14 protein-coding genes are annotated in these 15,578 nt (G+C 37.6%); 9 read left to right on the forward strand and 5 right to left on the reverse strand.

Features of this window, described 5'->3' with window-relative positions:
* Positions 1 to 185 precede the first annotated feature (185 nt).
* Positions 186 to 3,425: an amidohydrolase family protein gene (locus HQN83_RS05350; RefSeq protein ID WP_173089303.1), complete on the reverse strand. Its 3,240-nt coding sequence runs from the start codon at positions 3,423 to 3,425 to the stop codon at positions 186 to 188.
* 73 nt (positions 3,426 to 3,498) lie between these two features.
* On the opposite strand from HQN83_RS05350, the gene HQN83_RS05355 reads away from it, so the two are divergent.
* The 4 genes from HQN83_RS05355 to HQN83_RS05370 all read left to right on the forward strand — a co-directional run bounded on the left by HQN83_RS05355 (position 3,499) and on the right by HQN83_RS05370 (position 8,385).
* On the forward strand, positions 3,499 to 5,391 hold the full coding sequence (locus tag HQN83_RS05355) for a RecQ family ATP-dependent DNA helicase (RefSeq protein WP_173089304.1): 1,893 nt from the start codon (positions 3,499 to 3,501) through the stop codon (positions 5,389 to 5,391).
* 4 nt (positions 5,392 to 5,395) lie between these two features.
* Positions 5,396 to 6,106 (forward strand): head GIN domain-containing protein, encoded by a 711-nt coding sequence (locus HQN83_RS05360; RefSeq protein ID WP_173089305.1) that lies wholly within the window; start codon positions 5,396 to 5,398, stop codon positions 6,104 to 6,106.
* Between the two features lie 45 nt (positions 6,107 to 6,151).
* Positions 6,152 to 7,453 (forward strand): MFS transporter, encoded by a 1,302-nt coding sequence (locus HQN83_RS05365; RefSeq protein ID WP_173089306.1) that lies wholly within the window; start codon positions 6,152 to 6,154, stop codon positions 7,451 to 7,453.
* 194 nt (positions 7,454 to 7,647) lie between these two features.
* A complete protein-coding gene (locus HQN83_RS05370; RefSeq protein ID WP_173089307.1) occupies positions 7,648 to 8,385 on the forward strand; it encodes a (Fe-S)-binding protein in 738 nt (245 codons plus the stop codon).
* A gap of 8 nt (positions 8,386 to 8,393) precedes the next feature.
* Here the strand turns inward: HQN83_RS05370 and HQN83_RS05375 are convergent, their stop codons facing one another.
* On the reverse strand, positions 8,394 to 9,086 hold the full coding sequence (locus HQN83_RS05375) for an SGNH/GDSL hydrolase family protein (RefSeq protein WP_173089308.1): 693 nt from the start codon (positions 9,084 to 9,086) through the stop codon (positions 8,394 to 8,396).
* Between the two features lie 243 nt (positions 9,087 to 9,329).
* Here HQN83_RS05375 and thrS point away from each other — a divergent pair, with 243 nt between their 5' ends.
* The 4 genes from thrS to rplT all read left to right on the forward strand — a co-directional run bounded on the left by thrS (position 9,330) and on the right by rplT (position 12,484).
* The gene (gene thrS, locus HQN83_RS05380) at positions 9,330 to 11,255 is read left to right on the forward strand and encodes a threonine--tRNA ligase (RefSeq protein WP_173089309.1); all 1,926 of its coding nucleotides are present in this window, start codon (positions 9,330 to 9,332) and stop codon (positions 11,253 to 11,255) included.
* A 13-nt stretch (positions 11,256 to 11,268) separates the two neighbouring features.
* The gene (gene infC, locus HQN83_RS05385) at positions 11,269 to 11,838 is read left to right on the forward strand and encodes a translation initiation factor IF-3 (protein ID WP_008238148.1); all 570 of its coding nucleotides are present in this window, start codon (positions 11,269 to 11,271) and stop codon (positions 11,836 to 11,838) included.
* Positions 11,839 to 11,864: 26 nt separating this feature from the next.
* Entirely contained in the window at positions 11,865 to 12,065 is a 201-nt protein-coding gene (rpmI, locus tag HQN83_RS05390) for a 50S ribosomal protein L35 (protein ID WP_048905002.1), read from the forward strand.
* A gap of 74 nt (positions 12,066 to 12,139) precedes the next feature.
* A complete protein-coding gene (gene rplT / locus HQN83_RS05395) occupies positions 12,140 to 12,484 on the forward strand; it encodes a 50S ribosomal protein L20 (protein ID WP_048905003.1) in 345 nt (114 codons plus the stop codon).
* Positions 12,485 to 12,546: 62 nt separating this feature from the next.
* Here rplT and bioD read toward each other — a convergent pair whose 3' ends face one another.
* From bioD to HQN83_RS05410, 3 genes are read right to left on the reverse strand one after another with little or no spacing between them, the layout of a single operon-like run.
* Positions 12,547 to 13,158 carry a dethiobiotin synthase gene (gene bioD, locus HQN83_RS05400; RefSeq protein ID WP_173089310.1) on the reverse strand — a complete coding sequence of 204 codons (612 nt, stop codon included), beginning with the start codon at positions 13,156 to 13,158 and terminating at the stop codon, positions 12,547 to 12,549.
* Positions 13,151 to 14,281, reverse strand: coding sequence for an aminotransferase class I/II-fold pyridoxal phosphate-dependent enzyme (locus HQN83_RS05405; RefSeq protein ID WP_173089311.1), 1,131 nt, complete (start codon positions 14,279 to 14,281; stop codon positions 13,151 to 13,153). Before HQN83_RS05405 ends, bioD begins: the two co-directional genes overlap by 8 nt.
* A 21-nt stretch (positions 14,282 to 14,302) precedes the next feature.
* The gene (locus HQN83_RS05410) at positions 14,303 to 15,079 is read right to left on the reverse strand and encodes an XRE family transcriptional regulator (RefSeq protein WP_173089312.1); all 777 of its coding nucleotides are present in this window, start codon (positions 15,077 to 15,079) and stop codon (positions 14,303 to 14,305) included.
* Positions 15,080 to 15,214: 135 nt separating this feature from the next.
* Between HQN83_RS05410 and HQN83_RS05415 the strand changes: the two genes are divergently transcribed.
* Positions 15,215 to 15,565 (forward strand): GIY-YIG nuclease family protein, encoded by a 351-nt coding sequence (locus HQN83_RS05415; RefSeq protein WP_173089313.1) that lies wholly within the window; start codon positions 15,215 to 15,217, stop codon positions 15,563 to 15,565.
* Positions 15,566 to 15,578: the final 13 nt, after the last annotated feature.

Genomic DNA, 15,578 nt, shown 5'->3' on the forward strand with positions numbered 1-15,578 from the left:
TTAATGAATGGTTATGATATAATATCCAAATGTTGATATTATTTTAACTAAATAATATCGCTTAGATCTTGTTGTGGGAGTGTTTTTGAAGGGTTAGCAGGTTCTTGCGGGGGCATTGCTAGGGCTTATGGCCCTAGCAACGCCCTATTAACGCCCTACTAAGGCCCCAATAACACAAGAGATATTTACTCGCAATTTGGAGTGGTGAAAGTCCAGGTTTCAGCGTTTCCGGTTGGGAAGCTATAAACCATTCCTTTGCCCATCTCAAACCACAGTTTACCACGTAATTTCTCGCGACCACCAATCTCGTTCATTGATAAACTATCATAAATACGACCGTTTACCATTACATATTTAATCTTCTCAGAGTTCCTGATGTCATCTAATGGATTAGCATCCATAATTACCAGGTCGGCAAGTTTGCCATTTTCCAGAGAGCCAATTTCTTTGTTCATGCCCAAGTATAATGAACCATTAACAGTAGCCGATCTGATGGCTTGCAAAGGAGTCATGCCTCCTTGTACCAGCATCCAAAGCTCCCAATGCGCTCCCAAACCTTGTATTTGTCCGTGAGCACCTAAGTTTACTTTAGTACCGCCATCAGCTATTTGCTTAACTGCTTTCGATACCTCGATATGTCCGTAGTCTCCATATTCTGAAGTAGTTCTTCTTCTAGAGCGCGAATCAATAATAGGGCGAGGTGTAAACGCCATCAGTCTTTCGTTTTCCCATACGTTGGTTCTGTCGTACCAATAGTTTTCGCCCCATTGGCTACCGTAACTTACAATTAGGGTAGGTGTGTAAGCTACTTTTGTATTGTTCCAAAATGAAATTACATCTTTATAAACCGGAGCAACCGGGATGCTGTGTTCGATACCTGTATGGCCATCAGAAATCATGTTCATATTAGTAAAAAAGGTTGAGCCTCCCTCAGGGACCACTTCCATTTTTAATTGACGGGCAGCTTCTAAAATCTGCTGGCGTTGATCGCGACGTGGCTGATTGTACGATTTTACAGAGAAAGCGCCTACTGCTTTTAATCTTCTAAGATTAGATAGGGCATCATCTAAACTGTTAATTACCACTTTAAAATCGCCATCGGCACCGTATAATATAGATCCGGTAGAGTATAATCTTGGGCCAACCATACGGCCTGATCTGATCATTTCTGACTGACTGAACACCATTTCAGTGTTGCTTGATGGATCGTGTGAAGTAGTTACGCCAAAAGCAAGGTTGGCCAGATATGACCAGTCCTGTTGTGGGCTGATGCCGTCAGGACTAGTACGCAAATGTGCGTGTACGTCTATTATGCCCGGCATTATGGTTTTTCCGGTTACATCAATCACTTTGGCACCATCAGGTATGCTTACTTCGCTAGCCTTACCAACTGCCGCAATTTTATTGTGATCTATTATAATAGTTCCTTCTTCAATTACTTCATCGCCTTTCATAGAAATTATTCGGGCACCTTTTAAAGCAGTTATGCCGTCAGGAACATCAGTTTTTAAACGTAAACCAATAGCAATCCCTGTTGAATCAAGTGGTGGGATAGTTTGTGGAGCACCTTCTATAAAGTTAAAGGTGTTTTTAATTTCACGACTAAAATATTGCTCACCCAATGTCCATAGCAGTTTGCTGCCATCGTTACTCCAATGTAAATAAGTACCCGCATCTTTTGTAACCCTGGTTAGCGGAATGGCTTTGTTGGTTGATGAAAGGTCTAAAGGAGCACCTGTAGTAACCATTGGGGTAATATATGCGTTAAACAATTCAGTAAAAGCCATCCATTTTCCATCTGGACTAGGACAAAATTGGGTAACATATGTAGAGGTGTAATGTGTAAGTGGTTTGCCTCCATTTAAGTCGACACTTTTAAAAGCTTTTTTGCCATTCTCATAGCCTTGAAAAAAGATACGGCTATCATCTTTATTAAATTGAGGTTTTATGCCACTTTCAGATACCAGTGTTTTTCCGGCGCCATCTGCCGTCATGGTAAAAATACCCGTGCCACGGCCGTATGCATAGCCCAAAACATCGTTCCCTACACCTTTGCGGTATACAATTTTATCACCTTTGGTAGAGTAGTTTGGAGAGTAATAAAAACCTTTTTCTTCTGTTAGAGGTACTGTTTTGCCCGATTTTAAGTCGGCTTTTTTTATTGCTCCCTTAAATTCATCGCTCCAGGTGGTGTAAATCACAGATTTTCCGTCCGGACTAATGTCTGGTTCAAATTCAAAATCAATACCATTGGTAACTCTTTCAGGTGTACCATTTGGAAGCTCCTTTTTGTATAAAAAGCCTGCAGCATTAAAAACTACAAACTTACCATCGGGAGAGGTGGTTAACTGCCTGATCATTTTTGAAGTGAACTCGGCGCTAAAAACCTGTTTTGGGAAATGCAGCGACTCCTGTATGGTTTGTGTGCTGGTTACTTTAAAAGGGATATCTGAAATGACCAATGAGCTTAGCTCAATCTTTCTGATTTTTCCTTTAGAATAGAAAATGATATTTTTAGCATCTGGTGTCCACGCAAAGTTTGGATAAACGCCAAATATGGCCCATGTTTCTTGTTGGTCATGCGTTAAATCTTCAGTTAGCGTCCACTCTTCGCCTGATTTGATATTCTGTACAATGAGTACCGATTTTAGTCTGACGCGTTTTACGTAAGCCATCATTTTGCCATCAGGCGATATTTGCGGACGGGCAGAACCTCCCGGTTGCTCTATCAGATCAGTTAATTTTCCGGTAGTTAAATCTAGCTGACGGATGGCGTAAATTACCCCATTCGGATCTTTGCTATACTCAAAATTAGGGCCTGGTGATACATCTTCACTAAAATATAAATATCTGCCATCAGGCGATACATTAGGTTCGCCGGCATCTTGCTGGTCATTTTTTCTTTGGGTTAGTTGTACGCCTTCGCCGCCATATATGCTATACATCCACATTTCTCCGGCACCTAAAGAGCGACTTCCGGTAAAGTGTTTGCGGGCAATCAAATATTCGCTGTTAGGCATCCAGGTAGCATTGTTTAGCAGTCTGAATGTTTCTTTGGTAACCTGTCTTTTATTAGAACCATCGCGGTTCATAATCCAGATGTTGTCAGCTCCGTTTTTATCACTGGTAAAAGATATGTATTTGCCGTTCGGACTAAAACGGGGTTGTACCTCCCAGGCAATCCCTCCGCTTAAAAGTGTTGCCGTACCACCTGCAACAGGTATGGTATAAATATCACCTAAAAGATCAAAAACAATGTCTTTGCCATCGGCGCTTACATCTAAATTCATCCAGGTCCCTTCGTCTGTACTAATGTTAAACGTTTTAGTTGGACCTTGATATTTTTCAATGTCCCATTTTTTTTCCTGGGCGTAACTGAAATGGAATATAGTTAGGAAACATAATAGAGGTAATGATGTTTTCATAAGCAGCGGCTGTTATTGAGCCCGCAATTTAGTAATATCAGTTCATTTTTATAGTTTTGGGCTTAACCTTTTTATGAGTGAAGTAGAGATATTAAAACGATACTGGGGATTTGATAGTTTTAGGCCCTTGCAGGATGAAATTATCAGGTCGGTTTTAAACGGAAATGACACCTTAGCATTATTACCTACGGGAGGAGGCAAATCGCTTTGCTTTCAGGTACCGGCAATGGTAATGGAAGGAATATGCATTGTTGTTTCGCCTTTGGTAGCGTTAATGAAGGACCAGGTAGAGGGTTTAAAGGAAAAGGGCATTAATGCTGTGGCCATTTACGCAGGTATGGGTAAAAGGGAAATCGATATCCTTTTGGATAACTGTATTTATGGCAATATTAAATTTCTATACCTTTCGCCGGAGCGCTTACTTTCTGAGTTGGTAAGGGAAAGGATTTCTTACATGAATGTAAATCTTATTGCGGTTGATGAAGCACATTGTGTATCGCAATGGGGTTATGATTTCAGGCCACCTTATTTATTGGTTAGTGAAATCAGGGAGATTCATCCTAAGGTTCCTGTTTTAGCTTTAACAGCCACTGCTACCCAGTTTGTTAGAAACGATATTGTAGATAAGTTAAAGTTTAAAAATGCTAAGATTTTTGTGCAGAGTTTTGCACGTAAAAACTTGAGCTATGTAGTTTTAGATGACGAAGATAAACACAGGAAACTGATAGATATTGTAAAAAATGTAAAGGGCAGTGGACTGGTTTATGTGCGTAACAGGCGTGAAACTTCTGAAATTGCGCTGTTTTTGAAAAGGAATGGTATTGCCGCTGATTTTTATCATGCAGGGGTTGAAAAAGAAGAGCGCTTTAAACGACAGGAGGATTGGAAGAAAAACGTAATCCGTGTAATGGTTGCCACCAATGCTTTTGGGATGGGTATTGATAAACCTGACGTTCGATTTGTAGTTCACCTGGATTTGCCAGATAGCTTAGAAGCGTATTATCAAGAGGCAGGTAGGGCAGGAAGAGATGGGAGACGATCTTATGGTGTTTTGCTGTCTAATAAATCAGATCAGATGGCTTTGCAAGCCAAATACGCCAATAGCTTCCCTACGCTAGAGGAGATTAAAAAGATCTATCATTATTTGGGTAACTATTTTCAGTTGGCATTTGGGGCAGGTGAGGGCCTAAGCTTTAACTTTGATATTGCCGACTTTTGCAAAAGGTTTAACGTTGGGGTAATAAAAACACTTGCGGCATTGAAGTTTTTAGAACGCGATGGATATATCACCTTGTCGGAAAATGTTTTTTTACAATCGAGGGTGTTGTTTACAGTTGGCAATGAGGATGTTTATCGTTTTCAAATAGAAAATGCCGGCTATGATCCACTTATCAAGGCCATTTTAAGATCGTACGGTGGGGCTTTTGATCAATATGTGAAAATTCAGGAAGCAGAAATCGCTAAGAAAGTAAGAATGTCGTTTAATGATGTAGTGAGGTTGTTGAATAACCTACAGGATCAGGGTATCCTGTCTTATTTGCCTCAAACAGATCAGCCACAGCTGCAGTATATACGTGCCAGAGTTGATTTACTACATATAGATATTGATGTAAAATATATTGAACTGCGTAAGAAAATTCAGACAGATCAGATAAATGCTGTTTTGGCCTATGCCGGAAAACCGGAATGCAGAAGTGTTCAGTTGCTGACTTATTTTGATGAACCTGATTCTGAAAAATGTGGAGTTTGCGATATCTGCCTTGCTGAGAAAAAGGCCGATGATTTAGCTCAGCTATCTGATACGATAGATTTTGAGATTGTTACTTTGCTGCAGAGCAATAGTCATGACTTAGCTGAATTGATAGCAGGCATAAAAGTTGGCGCCGAAAATGAAAAACTAAACCGGATAAGAGAATTGCTTGATGCCGGAAAAATTAAGACAGATGGGAAAAATTATTACCTTTAATACTATGAGAAGAATTATTGCTATTGCCCTTGCTATTCCTGTTCTTTTGGCAGGATGTTCTACTGAATGTATTAAGGATTCAGGTAAGCACGTTGTTAAAGATGCCGTTGTAAAGAATTTTGATCAGATAAAAATTACAGGAGCCATTAAATTGGTGATGACACAGGATAGTTCTTATTCTGTAAAGATCGAAGCAGACTCGAACATTATTAATCTGGTTAGAACAGATGTGAGTAGCGGAGAGCTTAGGGTAAAATTGGAGGATGGAATGTATTGTGGATCAGACTCAGTTGTTGTTCGTGCAGGGATAGGTGAATTAAAGAGACTGAATACAGTTGGGAGTGTTAAAGTTGTTGGCGAAGGCCGTATTTATGCAACTGATGTAGATTTAAAACTTGAAGGTACATCGGATGTTACGCTAGATTTGAGTGCATCTAAACTGACCACTAAAATTGATGGTATAGGCAAACTTGCTTTAACAGGGCAAGCAGGTGTACATAATCTGACAACTAAAGGGACTGCCTCAATACATGCATTCGATTTTGTAGCAGGTATTTATGATATAACAATAGATGGGATGGGTAAGGCTAATATAAATGTACTGAACGATTTAAAAATTAAAACTTCGGGTACAAGTGAGGTATATTATAAAGGAAATCCTAAAAATGTTGATGAGAAAAAATCAGGAGCTACCAAATTGGAGAAAGTAAATTAACCCTGAATACTGTTTTTTAGCTACTTTAGCCGCCTCATTTAACACATGGAACAAAAAAACGACAAAAAAGTCATTCGCTCCTGGGCATTTTTTGACTGGGCTAATTCAGCATATAATTTAGTAATTACCTCTACCATTTTTCCTACTTATTATACAATAATTACTACTACAAAGGAACATGGTGATAAAGTTTCTTTTTTTGGAAGAACTTTTACCAATACTGCCTTGTCGAATTATGCGCTTTCTGTAGCGTATTTGATAATGGCTTTGGCGTTGCCGATCCTTTCATCTATAGCAGATTATCGCGGGAACAAGAAGATTTTTATGAAAATCTTCACCTATATAGGTGGTGTAGCTTGTATGGGTTTATATTTCTTTAAACTGGATACCTTGGAGCTTGGTATCATTTGTTTTGCTATAGCAGCCATGGGATACATAGGAGGGGTGTTGTTTAATAACTCTTACCTGCCGGAAATTGCTACCATTGATCAGCAGGATGCCGTTAGTGCTAAAGGCTTTTCTTACGGTTATGTAGGTAGTGTTTTACTTCAGATTATCTGTTTTGTATTTGTATTAAAACCTGAGCTATTTGGTATAACCGACCTGTCATTTCCGCCAAGACTATCCTTCTTGCTGGTTGGAATATGGTGGATAGGCTTTGCTCAAATTCCATTTAAAAAACTTCCGGCAGGTAGCCCGAATTATTCTGCTATTAACAAAAGCGTGGTTAGAAGCGGTTTTCAGGAGCTTTCTAAAGTATGGAAACAGTTAAGCCACATGAAAGTGCTTAAAATGTTTTTACTGGCATTTTTCTTTTATTCTATGGGTGTGCAAACCATTATGCTTGCAGCCGCTGGTTTTGGAGAAAAGACCTTGCAACTGGGTACCTCTAAGCTTATTGTAACCATTTTAATTATACAGTTGGTAGCCATATTGGGTGCCATGATGATGTCGCATTTTGCCAAGAAAATAGGTAACGTTCGTGTGTTGATCTTTGTTGTACTGGTTTGGATTGCTGCTTGTTATTGCGCTTATTTTATCACTAATGAGTATCAATTCTACGGATTGGCTGCTATAGTTGGTTTAATTATGGGAGGGATTCAGTCGCTATCAAGATCAACATATTCAAAATACTTGCCTTCAGATACACCGGATACTGCCTCATTCTTTAGTTTCTATGATGTAACCGAAAAGATGGCAATTGTAATTGGTTTGTTTAGTTTTGCCTATATTGAAGAAGCAACGGGAGATATGCGGAATTCTATAATAGCTTTGGCATCATTTTTTATAATAGGTTTGGTATTTTTGTTGGTGCTTAAAAGGGTTGAAAAGCAATCTGTTTTATAACTATCGCCATCCTGAGAACCTAACATTGAAAAAAAATACAAATTAATCGATCGTCATCCTGAGTTTAGCTCAGGATCTCTCGAGAGAAAGAAAGCCTCGCCAATGGGAGATGTTGAAATAAATTCAGGATCGCGAGCGTTTTATATTAAATAAAATGGTCACTTTTAACTTAAATAATAGAGAATATAATATTAATGAGAATAGAATTATTTGTACCCTGTTTTGTTGATCAGTTGTATCCGGAAACGGCTTTTAATACCATCAAGTTATTAGAAAAAGCTGGTTGCGAAGTGTTCTATAATTCGAATCAGACTTGTTGCGGTCAGCCAGCCTATAATGCCGGTTACTGGGAGCAAGCTAAAGAAACGGGCAATAAGTTTTTAAGTGATTTTTCAGAAACTGATTATATAGTAGCGCCATCTGCATCATGTGTAGGCATGGTTAAAAGCGGCTATAGCGACCTGTTTACCAATACAACCGTACACAACAAGTGTAGAAACATACAGTCAAATATTTTTGAGCTTTCAGATTTTCTGGTAAATGTTTTAAAAAGAGACTACTTTGGTGCGGAACTGGACGGGAAAGCTGTTTATCATGATTCTTGCAGCGGTCTGCGTGAATGTAAAATCAAAGAAGAACCAAGGTTACTTTTATCTAAGGTGCACGGACTAGAAATGGTAGAGATGAAAGATACCGATATGTGCTGCGGTTTTGGTGGTACATTTGCTGTTAAATTTGATGCCATTTCGTCTGCAATGGCTGAGCAGAAAGTAAATAACGCGCTGGAACAAGGTGCCGAGTATGTAATTTCTACAGACTTATCGTGCCTGATGCACTTACAGGGGTATATCGATAAAAACAATGTTCCTCTTAAAACAATGCATTTAGCCGATGTATTGGCAAATGGATGGTTAGAAAGTACAGAATATTAATTAACGATTTATAGCTTATCAAGGCCATTCCATATAGTTTCGGCTATGGCCTTCATGCCGCTATCTGAAGGGTGCTCTGATACTCCATAATTGTCAAATAAGCCTTTTGCTTTGTAAGTTTGATCGTAAGATAAATTTTTGAGGGGAACAAATTTTGAATACTCACTCATTATTTTGTCAATCGGATCATTACCCCAGAATGAGCCCGCTGCAAGGACTTTAACATTTGCATTGTTTTGCTTAAGAAAGGTTAAAAGCTGAACATATTTTCCTTCAAATTCTGATTTATTTAAACCAATCTGTTCAACATTTTCGCCAATTCTCAATATGATAAGGTCAGGATGTAAGTCTTGAAATTCCTTAAAATCCTTCTGGTAATTATATGTTTTGTATTCGCGTTCAAAACGGCTGATATTTCTTGCTGTTACCATACATTTAGGATTTAAGCGTTTAAAGTTGGCTGTTAATAAATGTACATAGTCAAATTCGGGTGCGCTTGCAGCCATTCCCCAGTTACCAAGCCAACCTACCTTAATATCGGCTGGTGAAAACGTAATACTGTTTCCCAGAATTAAAACATTGGATATGGTGGTATCTATTGTAAGCTTAGTGATTGTTGGAGGGGCACTAGTTGGCTGTTCTTTTTTACAGCTTGCAAGTCCAAGAATTGTAATTGATGCGATGAGTATTAATTTCTTCATGATTTAAAAAAGGCCTCTAAATATATAATATTTAAATTCCGATCTGGTATGGCTTAACTTCAAACTATTAGCAAAAATAGGTTATCCGTATTTAATTTTCTGTTAAATTTTAGTTCTTAAATAGTATCTTTGTAATAACAGCAAACAATGAAAAGCTGTTATTTATGCATTGTTTTATTGCACGTATAATAGACTTTGTGTAAAGTATTATAAATCAATTAATTATTTAAATCATAGTTGTAGATGATTAACATTACACTACCTGATGGCTCTAGCCGTCAGTACGAAAAGGGCACAACTGCCCATCAAATTGCATTATCAATTTCTGAGGGTTTAGCCCGCAATGTTTTAGCAGCTGAAGTTAACGGCGAGGTTTGGGATTCATCAAGACCAATTGAGTCTGATGCTTCTTTAAAGCTTTTAACGTGGAATGATACTGCCGGTAAAGCTACTTTTTGGCATTCATCAGCCCACATTATGGCTGAGGCATTAGAAGCTTTGTATCCAGGTACAAAGTTTGGAATCGGCCCTGCAATTGAAACCGGATTTTACTATGATGTAGATTTTGGCGATAGAGAGTTTTCTTCAGATGATTTTAAAGCTATCGAAGCAAAAATCATTGAATTGGCAAAACAGAAAGAGGTTTTTGTTAGAGAATCAGTTTCAAAAGCAGATGCTGTTAAGTATTTTACCGAAAAAGGAGATGAATATAAGTTAGACCTTATTGACGGCCTTGAAGATGGTAAGATCACTTTTTATACTCAAGGAGAATTTACCGACTTATGTCGTGGCCCACATATCCCTAATACAGGGTTTATTAAAGCTGTAAAATTGATGAACGTTGCCGGCGCTTACTGGCGTGGTGATGAAACTAAAAAACAACTTACCCGTATTTATGGTGTGACTTTCCCTAAAGCAAGTGAGCTTACTGAATACCTTCATATGATTGAAGAGGCTAAGAAAAGAGATCACAGGAAATTAGGTAAAGAGCTTGAACTATTTGCTTTTTCTGAAAAAGTAGGTATGGGATTGCCATTGTGGTTGCCTAAAGGTGCAGCATTGCGTGAGCGTTTGGTGCAGTTTTTAACTAAAGCACAAGGTAAAGCGGGGTATGAGCAAGTAGTAACCCCACATATTGGTCACAAGAACTTATACATTACTTCTGGTCACTATGAGAAATATGGTAAAGATGCTTTTCAGCCAATAAAAACACCACAAGAGGGAGAGGAGTTTTTCCTTAAACCAATGAATTGTCCGCACCATTGCGAAATATATAAAGTTAAACCACGTTCGTATAAGGATCTTCCTTTGCGTTTTGCTGAGTTTGGTACTGTATATCGCTATGAGCAAAGTGGAGAGCTTCATGGTTTAACACGAGTTCGTGGATTTACGCAGGATGACGCGCATTTGTTCTGTCGCCCAGATCAGGTAAAAGACGAGTTTAAAAAGGTAATCGACCTTGTACTTTATGTATTTAAATCGTTAGGTTTCAATGATTATATCGCTCAGGTTTCGTTAAGAGATCCTGAAAACAAAGCGAAATATATTGGAAGTGATGAGAACTGGCATCTTGCAGAAACTGCTATTATTGAAGCCGCTGCAGAGAAAGGTTTACCAACAGTTGTAGAATATGGCGAAGCTGCATTTTATGGCCCGAAATTAGATTTCATGGTTAAAGATGCATTGGGTAGAAAATGGCAACTTGGAACTATTCAGGTTGATTATAATTTACCGGAGCGCTTTGAACTAGAATATACAGGTAGTGATAACCAAAAACACAGACCGGTAATGATCCATAGGGCTCCATTCGGTTCCCTGGAGCGTTTTATCGCTGTTTTGATTGAACATTGTGCTGGTAATTTCCCATTATGGCTTTCACCTGAACAATTTATTATCCTTCCTATCTCAGAAAAGTATGAAGAATATGCAAAAAAAGTTTCAGATGAATTAAATAATTCCGATATTCGCGGGCTGATTGACTTTCGTGATGAGAAGATTGGAAGGAAAATCAGAGATGCAGAGGTTAAAAAAATACCTTATATGTTGATCATTGGAGAGAAGGAAATGGCCGAAGGAAAGGTTTCTGTAAGGAAACATGGAGAAGGTGATTTAGGTGAAATGACCCTGCAAGAGTTTAGTGAATTATTAATAAAAGAAATAACAGTTTAAATAAAATACAAATTTGGCATTAGGCAGACCAGGATTTAATAGGGGACCACGTCCTCCTTTTAAGAAAAAAGAAGCAGAACATAATATTAATCAGTTTATCAGGGCACAAGAGGTAAGATTAGCTGGAGATAATGTTGAACCGGGGATCTATCCTTTGGCAAAAGCTTTGGCCCTTGCCGATGAGTTAGAATTGGATTTAGTGGAGATTTCTCCAAATGCAGTTCCGCCAGTATGTAGAATAATCGATTACAGCAAGTTCGTTTACGAGCAAAAGAAAAAGCAAAAAGAGATTAAAGCTAATGCTAAGCAAACTGTTATTAAGGAAATCAGATTCGGACCTAACACTAACGATCACGATTTTCAATTTAAACTAAAGCATGCTGTTAGTTTCCTTGAGAATGGTGAGAAAGTTAGAGCTTATGTTCACTTTAAAGGTAGAGCAATCGTTTATAAAGAGCAAGGAGAAATCTTGCTTCTAAAATTTGCTCAAGCTTTAGAGGATATAGGTAAGGTAGAATTGTTACCTAAATTAGAAGGCAAGCGTATGTTTTTAACACTTGCACCAAAAGTTGCTAAGAAATAAATAAATTACATAAATTAAAACAGGTTATGCCAAAAATGAAAACCAATTCCAGTGCTAAAAAGCGTTTTTCGCTTACTGGAACAGGTAAAATCGCAAGGAAGAACGCATACAAAAGCCACATCTTAACAAAGATGTCAACTAAACGTAAGCGTAACTTAGGTCAAACATCAATGGTGTCTGATGCTGATATGGGCAACGTTAAACGTATGCTTGCAATCGGTAAATAATTAAATTTTTAACCAGGTATCCGGTAGTAAGTTTGCTGTAATACGCAACACCGCTTATCAAAAACAACAAAAACATGCCACGTTCGGTAAACGCAGTAGCTTCGAGAAGAAGAAGGAAAAAAGTTCTTAATTTAGCCAAAGGCTATTGGGGATCAAGAAGCAAGGTTTTCACCATTGCTAAAAATACGGTAGAAAAAGGTTTGCAATATGCATACCGTGACCGTAAAGTTAAGAAAAGAGAATTTCGTGGATTGTGGATTCAACGTATCAACGCTGGAGCACGTCAACACGGTATATCTTACTCTCAATTAATTGGTAAACTAGCTACTAAAAACATCGGTTTAAACCGTAAAGTTTTAGCTGATTTAGCTATGAACCATCCAGAAGCTTTTAAAGCTGTAATTGATGCAGTAAAATAGATATAACTTAAGGTTATAAAAAAAGGGAACTAATTTAGTTCCCTTTTTTTATGTCGTTTATTTTATAAATTGATGTATTGACCAGCACTCATAATATGTTCCTTGTCAATTCTGCTTATAAAAGGAACCTTGCCAATTACCCTTACACCACTATAATTCTCGATGTAATCTTCAGTTTCATGGTTCGCAGTACCATTAAATATTAAGCCCTCAACAGGAATGTCATTTGCCTTAAGTACTTCTAGTGTAAGCAAGGTGTGATTAATGCTTCCAAGGTAGTTTTGAGAAACTACGATAACCTTTGCTCCAAGTGACTTGATAAGGTCGCATATAAGCTCCTTGTCGTTTAATGGCACCATTAAACCTCCAGCACCCTCAATGATCAGACTATTGTTTGTAACCGGTTTTTTAATAGAATCAGTAGTGATATGTACGCCGTCTATTTTAGCTGAGAGATGGGGCGAAAGCGGTTGACCAAGTCTGTATCTTTCAGGATGTATAACTGTTTTTGTGTTACTTATCAGGTTTCCGACAAATAAGCTGTCACTTATATCCAAATCTCCTGATTGTATAGGTTTCCAGTAATCTGCTTGTAGTTTCTCCGTTAGGATTGAACTTACAACTGTTTTACCAATGCCAGTTCCTATTCCGGTAATGAAATATGTATTATTCATGTTCTTTTAATAATGTAAGTTGGTCTACGAGCATTTTAATTTCTTTGTCGGTATTAAAAAGATGTAAGCATATTCTTAGTCGTTCTTTCCCTTCCGGAACAGTTGGACTTAAGATTGCGCGAACATCTATACCTTTATTTTGTAATGTCTCGGCAGCAAATTTAGCTTTTTGATTGCTATTATATATAATAGTCTGTATGGTGCTTGGACTGGGAATAATACCTTTAATGCTGGAAACGACAGAAGTATATAATGCAATCTTCTCAGCAATTAATGGCTGATAATTTGTTTCAATTAACATTTCATAAGCAGCTTTGATTGTTGCAATAGCATGAATAGGAGCAGCTGTTGAATAGATGAAAGAACGTGCAAAATTTATAAGATAATTGCGTAGAGCTCTGCTGCCAAGGACAATTGCTCCGTGGCAGCCTAATGCTTTACCAAAGGTTACGATGCGCGCAAATATCTTGTGTTCTAATCCAGCTTCTTGTACTAACCCTCGTCCGGAATTTCCGAATATACCCAAAGCATGCGCTTCATCAACAATCAGATTTGCTTCATACTTTTCACACAAGGTATTTATTTCAGATAAAGCTGCAATATCGCCGTCCATAGAGTAAACACTTTCTACAACCACATAGATATTGCCCTTTGAGACCTTTAATTTAGCTTCAAGATCCTCTAAGTTATTATGCTTGAAGGAATATCTGTTTGCATGAGTAAGGCGCGCACCATCTATAAGACTCGCATGAATCAGTTCGTCAGATATAATGGTATCGCCACGTTGCGCTAAACTTGAAATAAGACCAACATTTGCATCATATCCTGAATTAAAGATGAGGCCACTTTCAGCATGATGAAAACTAGCAATAAATGCTTCAGTTTCTTCTGTGAATGAATGATTACCACTTAATAAACGAGAACCTGCAGAGCCATTACGGTATTGAGGAATGTGTAATAATAATTCTTCAGTCGCCAATTTCAACTCAGACGATCTTGCAAAGCCCAGGTAATCATTAGAACAGAAATCAACAGGAAAAAACTTTGTAGATAATTTCCTTAAAGAGCCTTTTTCTGTCCTGTTGAGTAGTCTTTCGTTTATGAATTGTTCAGCTTTATTCATTTATTGCTGTTCTGTAGCTTATTAGTTCTTGTTTAGCTGAGATATTGATTTCTGCATTTGAGACATCATATTCGTTAGCGTTTCAATAGTAGGTTCAGGTGTAGGGTCAGGTAGGGTAGACGATATATAAGCTTTTGCTTTCCAGATTTCCAGAATATCCTCTGCTGCTATAGTGTAAGGATCATAAACCTTATTATCTGAGATTAGCTTTAACTCTTTGTTTTCTTTGAAACGATTACCGGCTCTTTTATAAACTACGCCTTCATTTTTACTAATAATAACGTAAGTTTCACCAGTTTTAACATCATTCCAGTTGTCAAGGTATTCTCCTAGTATTACGCTTCCCGATTGAATAGGCAACATAGAATCTCCAACAATTTCAAAGGCTCTGAAGGTGCCTTGTTTTAAAAAGGGTAGAGGCAATTGAAACTTTGGAAGGTCTTTAATGTACTGCGGATCTGAGAAACCATTTAAATATCCGGCACTTGCTTTAACAGGAACCATCTCAATATTCTCGTTATCATCTTTATCTACCGATATACTCAGAATCCTAAGATTTGAACCCTGACTTTTAGGTTTAGGTTTCCAACTATCGTTTATATTTTCATTGATGAATTCATCAATAGTCAGTTCAAAATATTCTGCTATTTTCTTTAGTAAATCATATTTTGGTTCCGCTCTGTCCTCTTCGTAAGCACCAATCAATGATCTTTTAATTCCCATTGCATCAGCGAATTGCTGTTGTGTGTGGCCTTTTTTCTTTCTTAAGTACTTAAGGTTGGATGAAATATTTGACATAAAATAAAAATTTAAAATTTATTTGTTTTTACTAAAATAGTTAGTATTATTGTGCCAATAAAGTTAGTATTATTTATTTGAATATCCAAAAGGAGTACTAATTAATTTAGTTTATAACAATTTAAGCTTAAGGCCATGAAAAAGTTCGTATACATTGTAACAGACAGAAACCGTACTAGTTTACACGTTGGAATGAGTTCTGATTTAATTAAAACATTGGATTTCTATAAGCAAATGCCTTCTTTGTTTTTTGATAGCAGTCAACAGCTTACCAGATTGGTATACTTTGAAGAATTTAAAACGGAAGCACAGGCCTTAAGCAGGTTTAAATTAATGAGCAGATTCACCAGGATGCAGAAGGAAAGGGTAGTAAGATCTTGTAACCCTGATTGGGTTGATTTAACTATTGGATTGGACTTTGAGCACATCATCTCAAGCAAGAAGATGATCAATCAGGTTAACTTGCCATTTAATATGTACTCTTAAATATAAAAGGCCG

The sequence above is a fragment of the Pedobacter foliorum genome (assembly GCF_013266735.1).
Lineage (GTDB): Bacteria > Bacteroidota > Bacteroidia > Sphingobacteriales > Sphingobacteriaceae > Pedobacter > Pedobacter foliorum.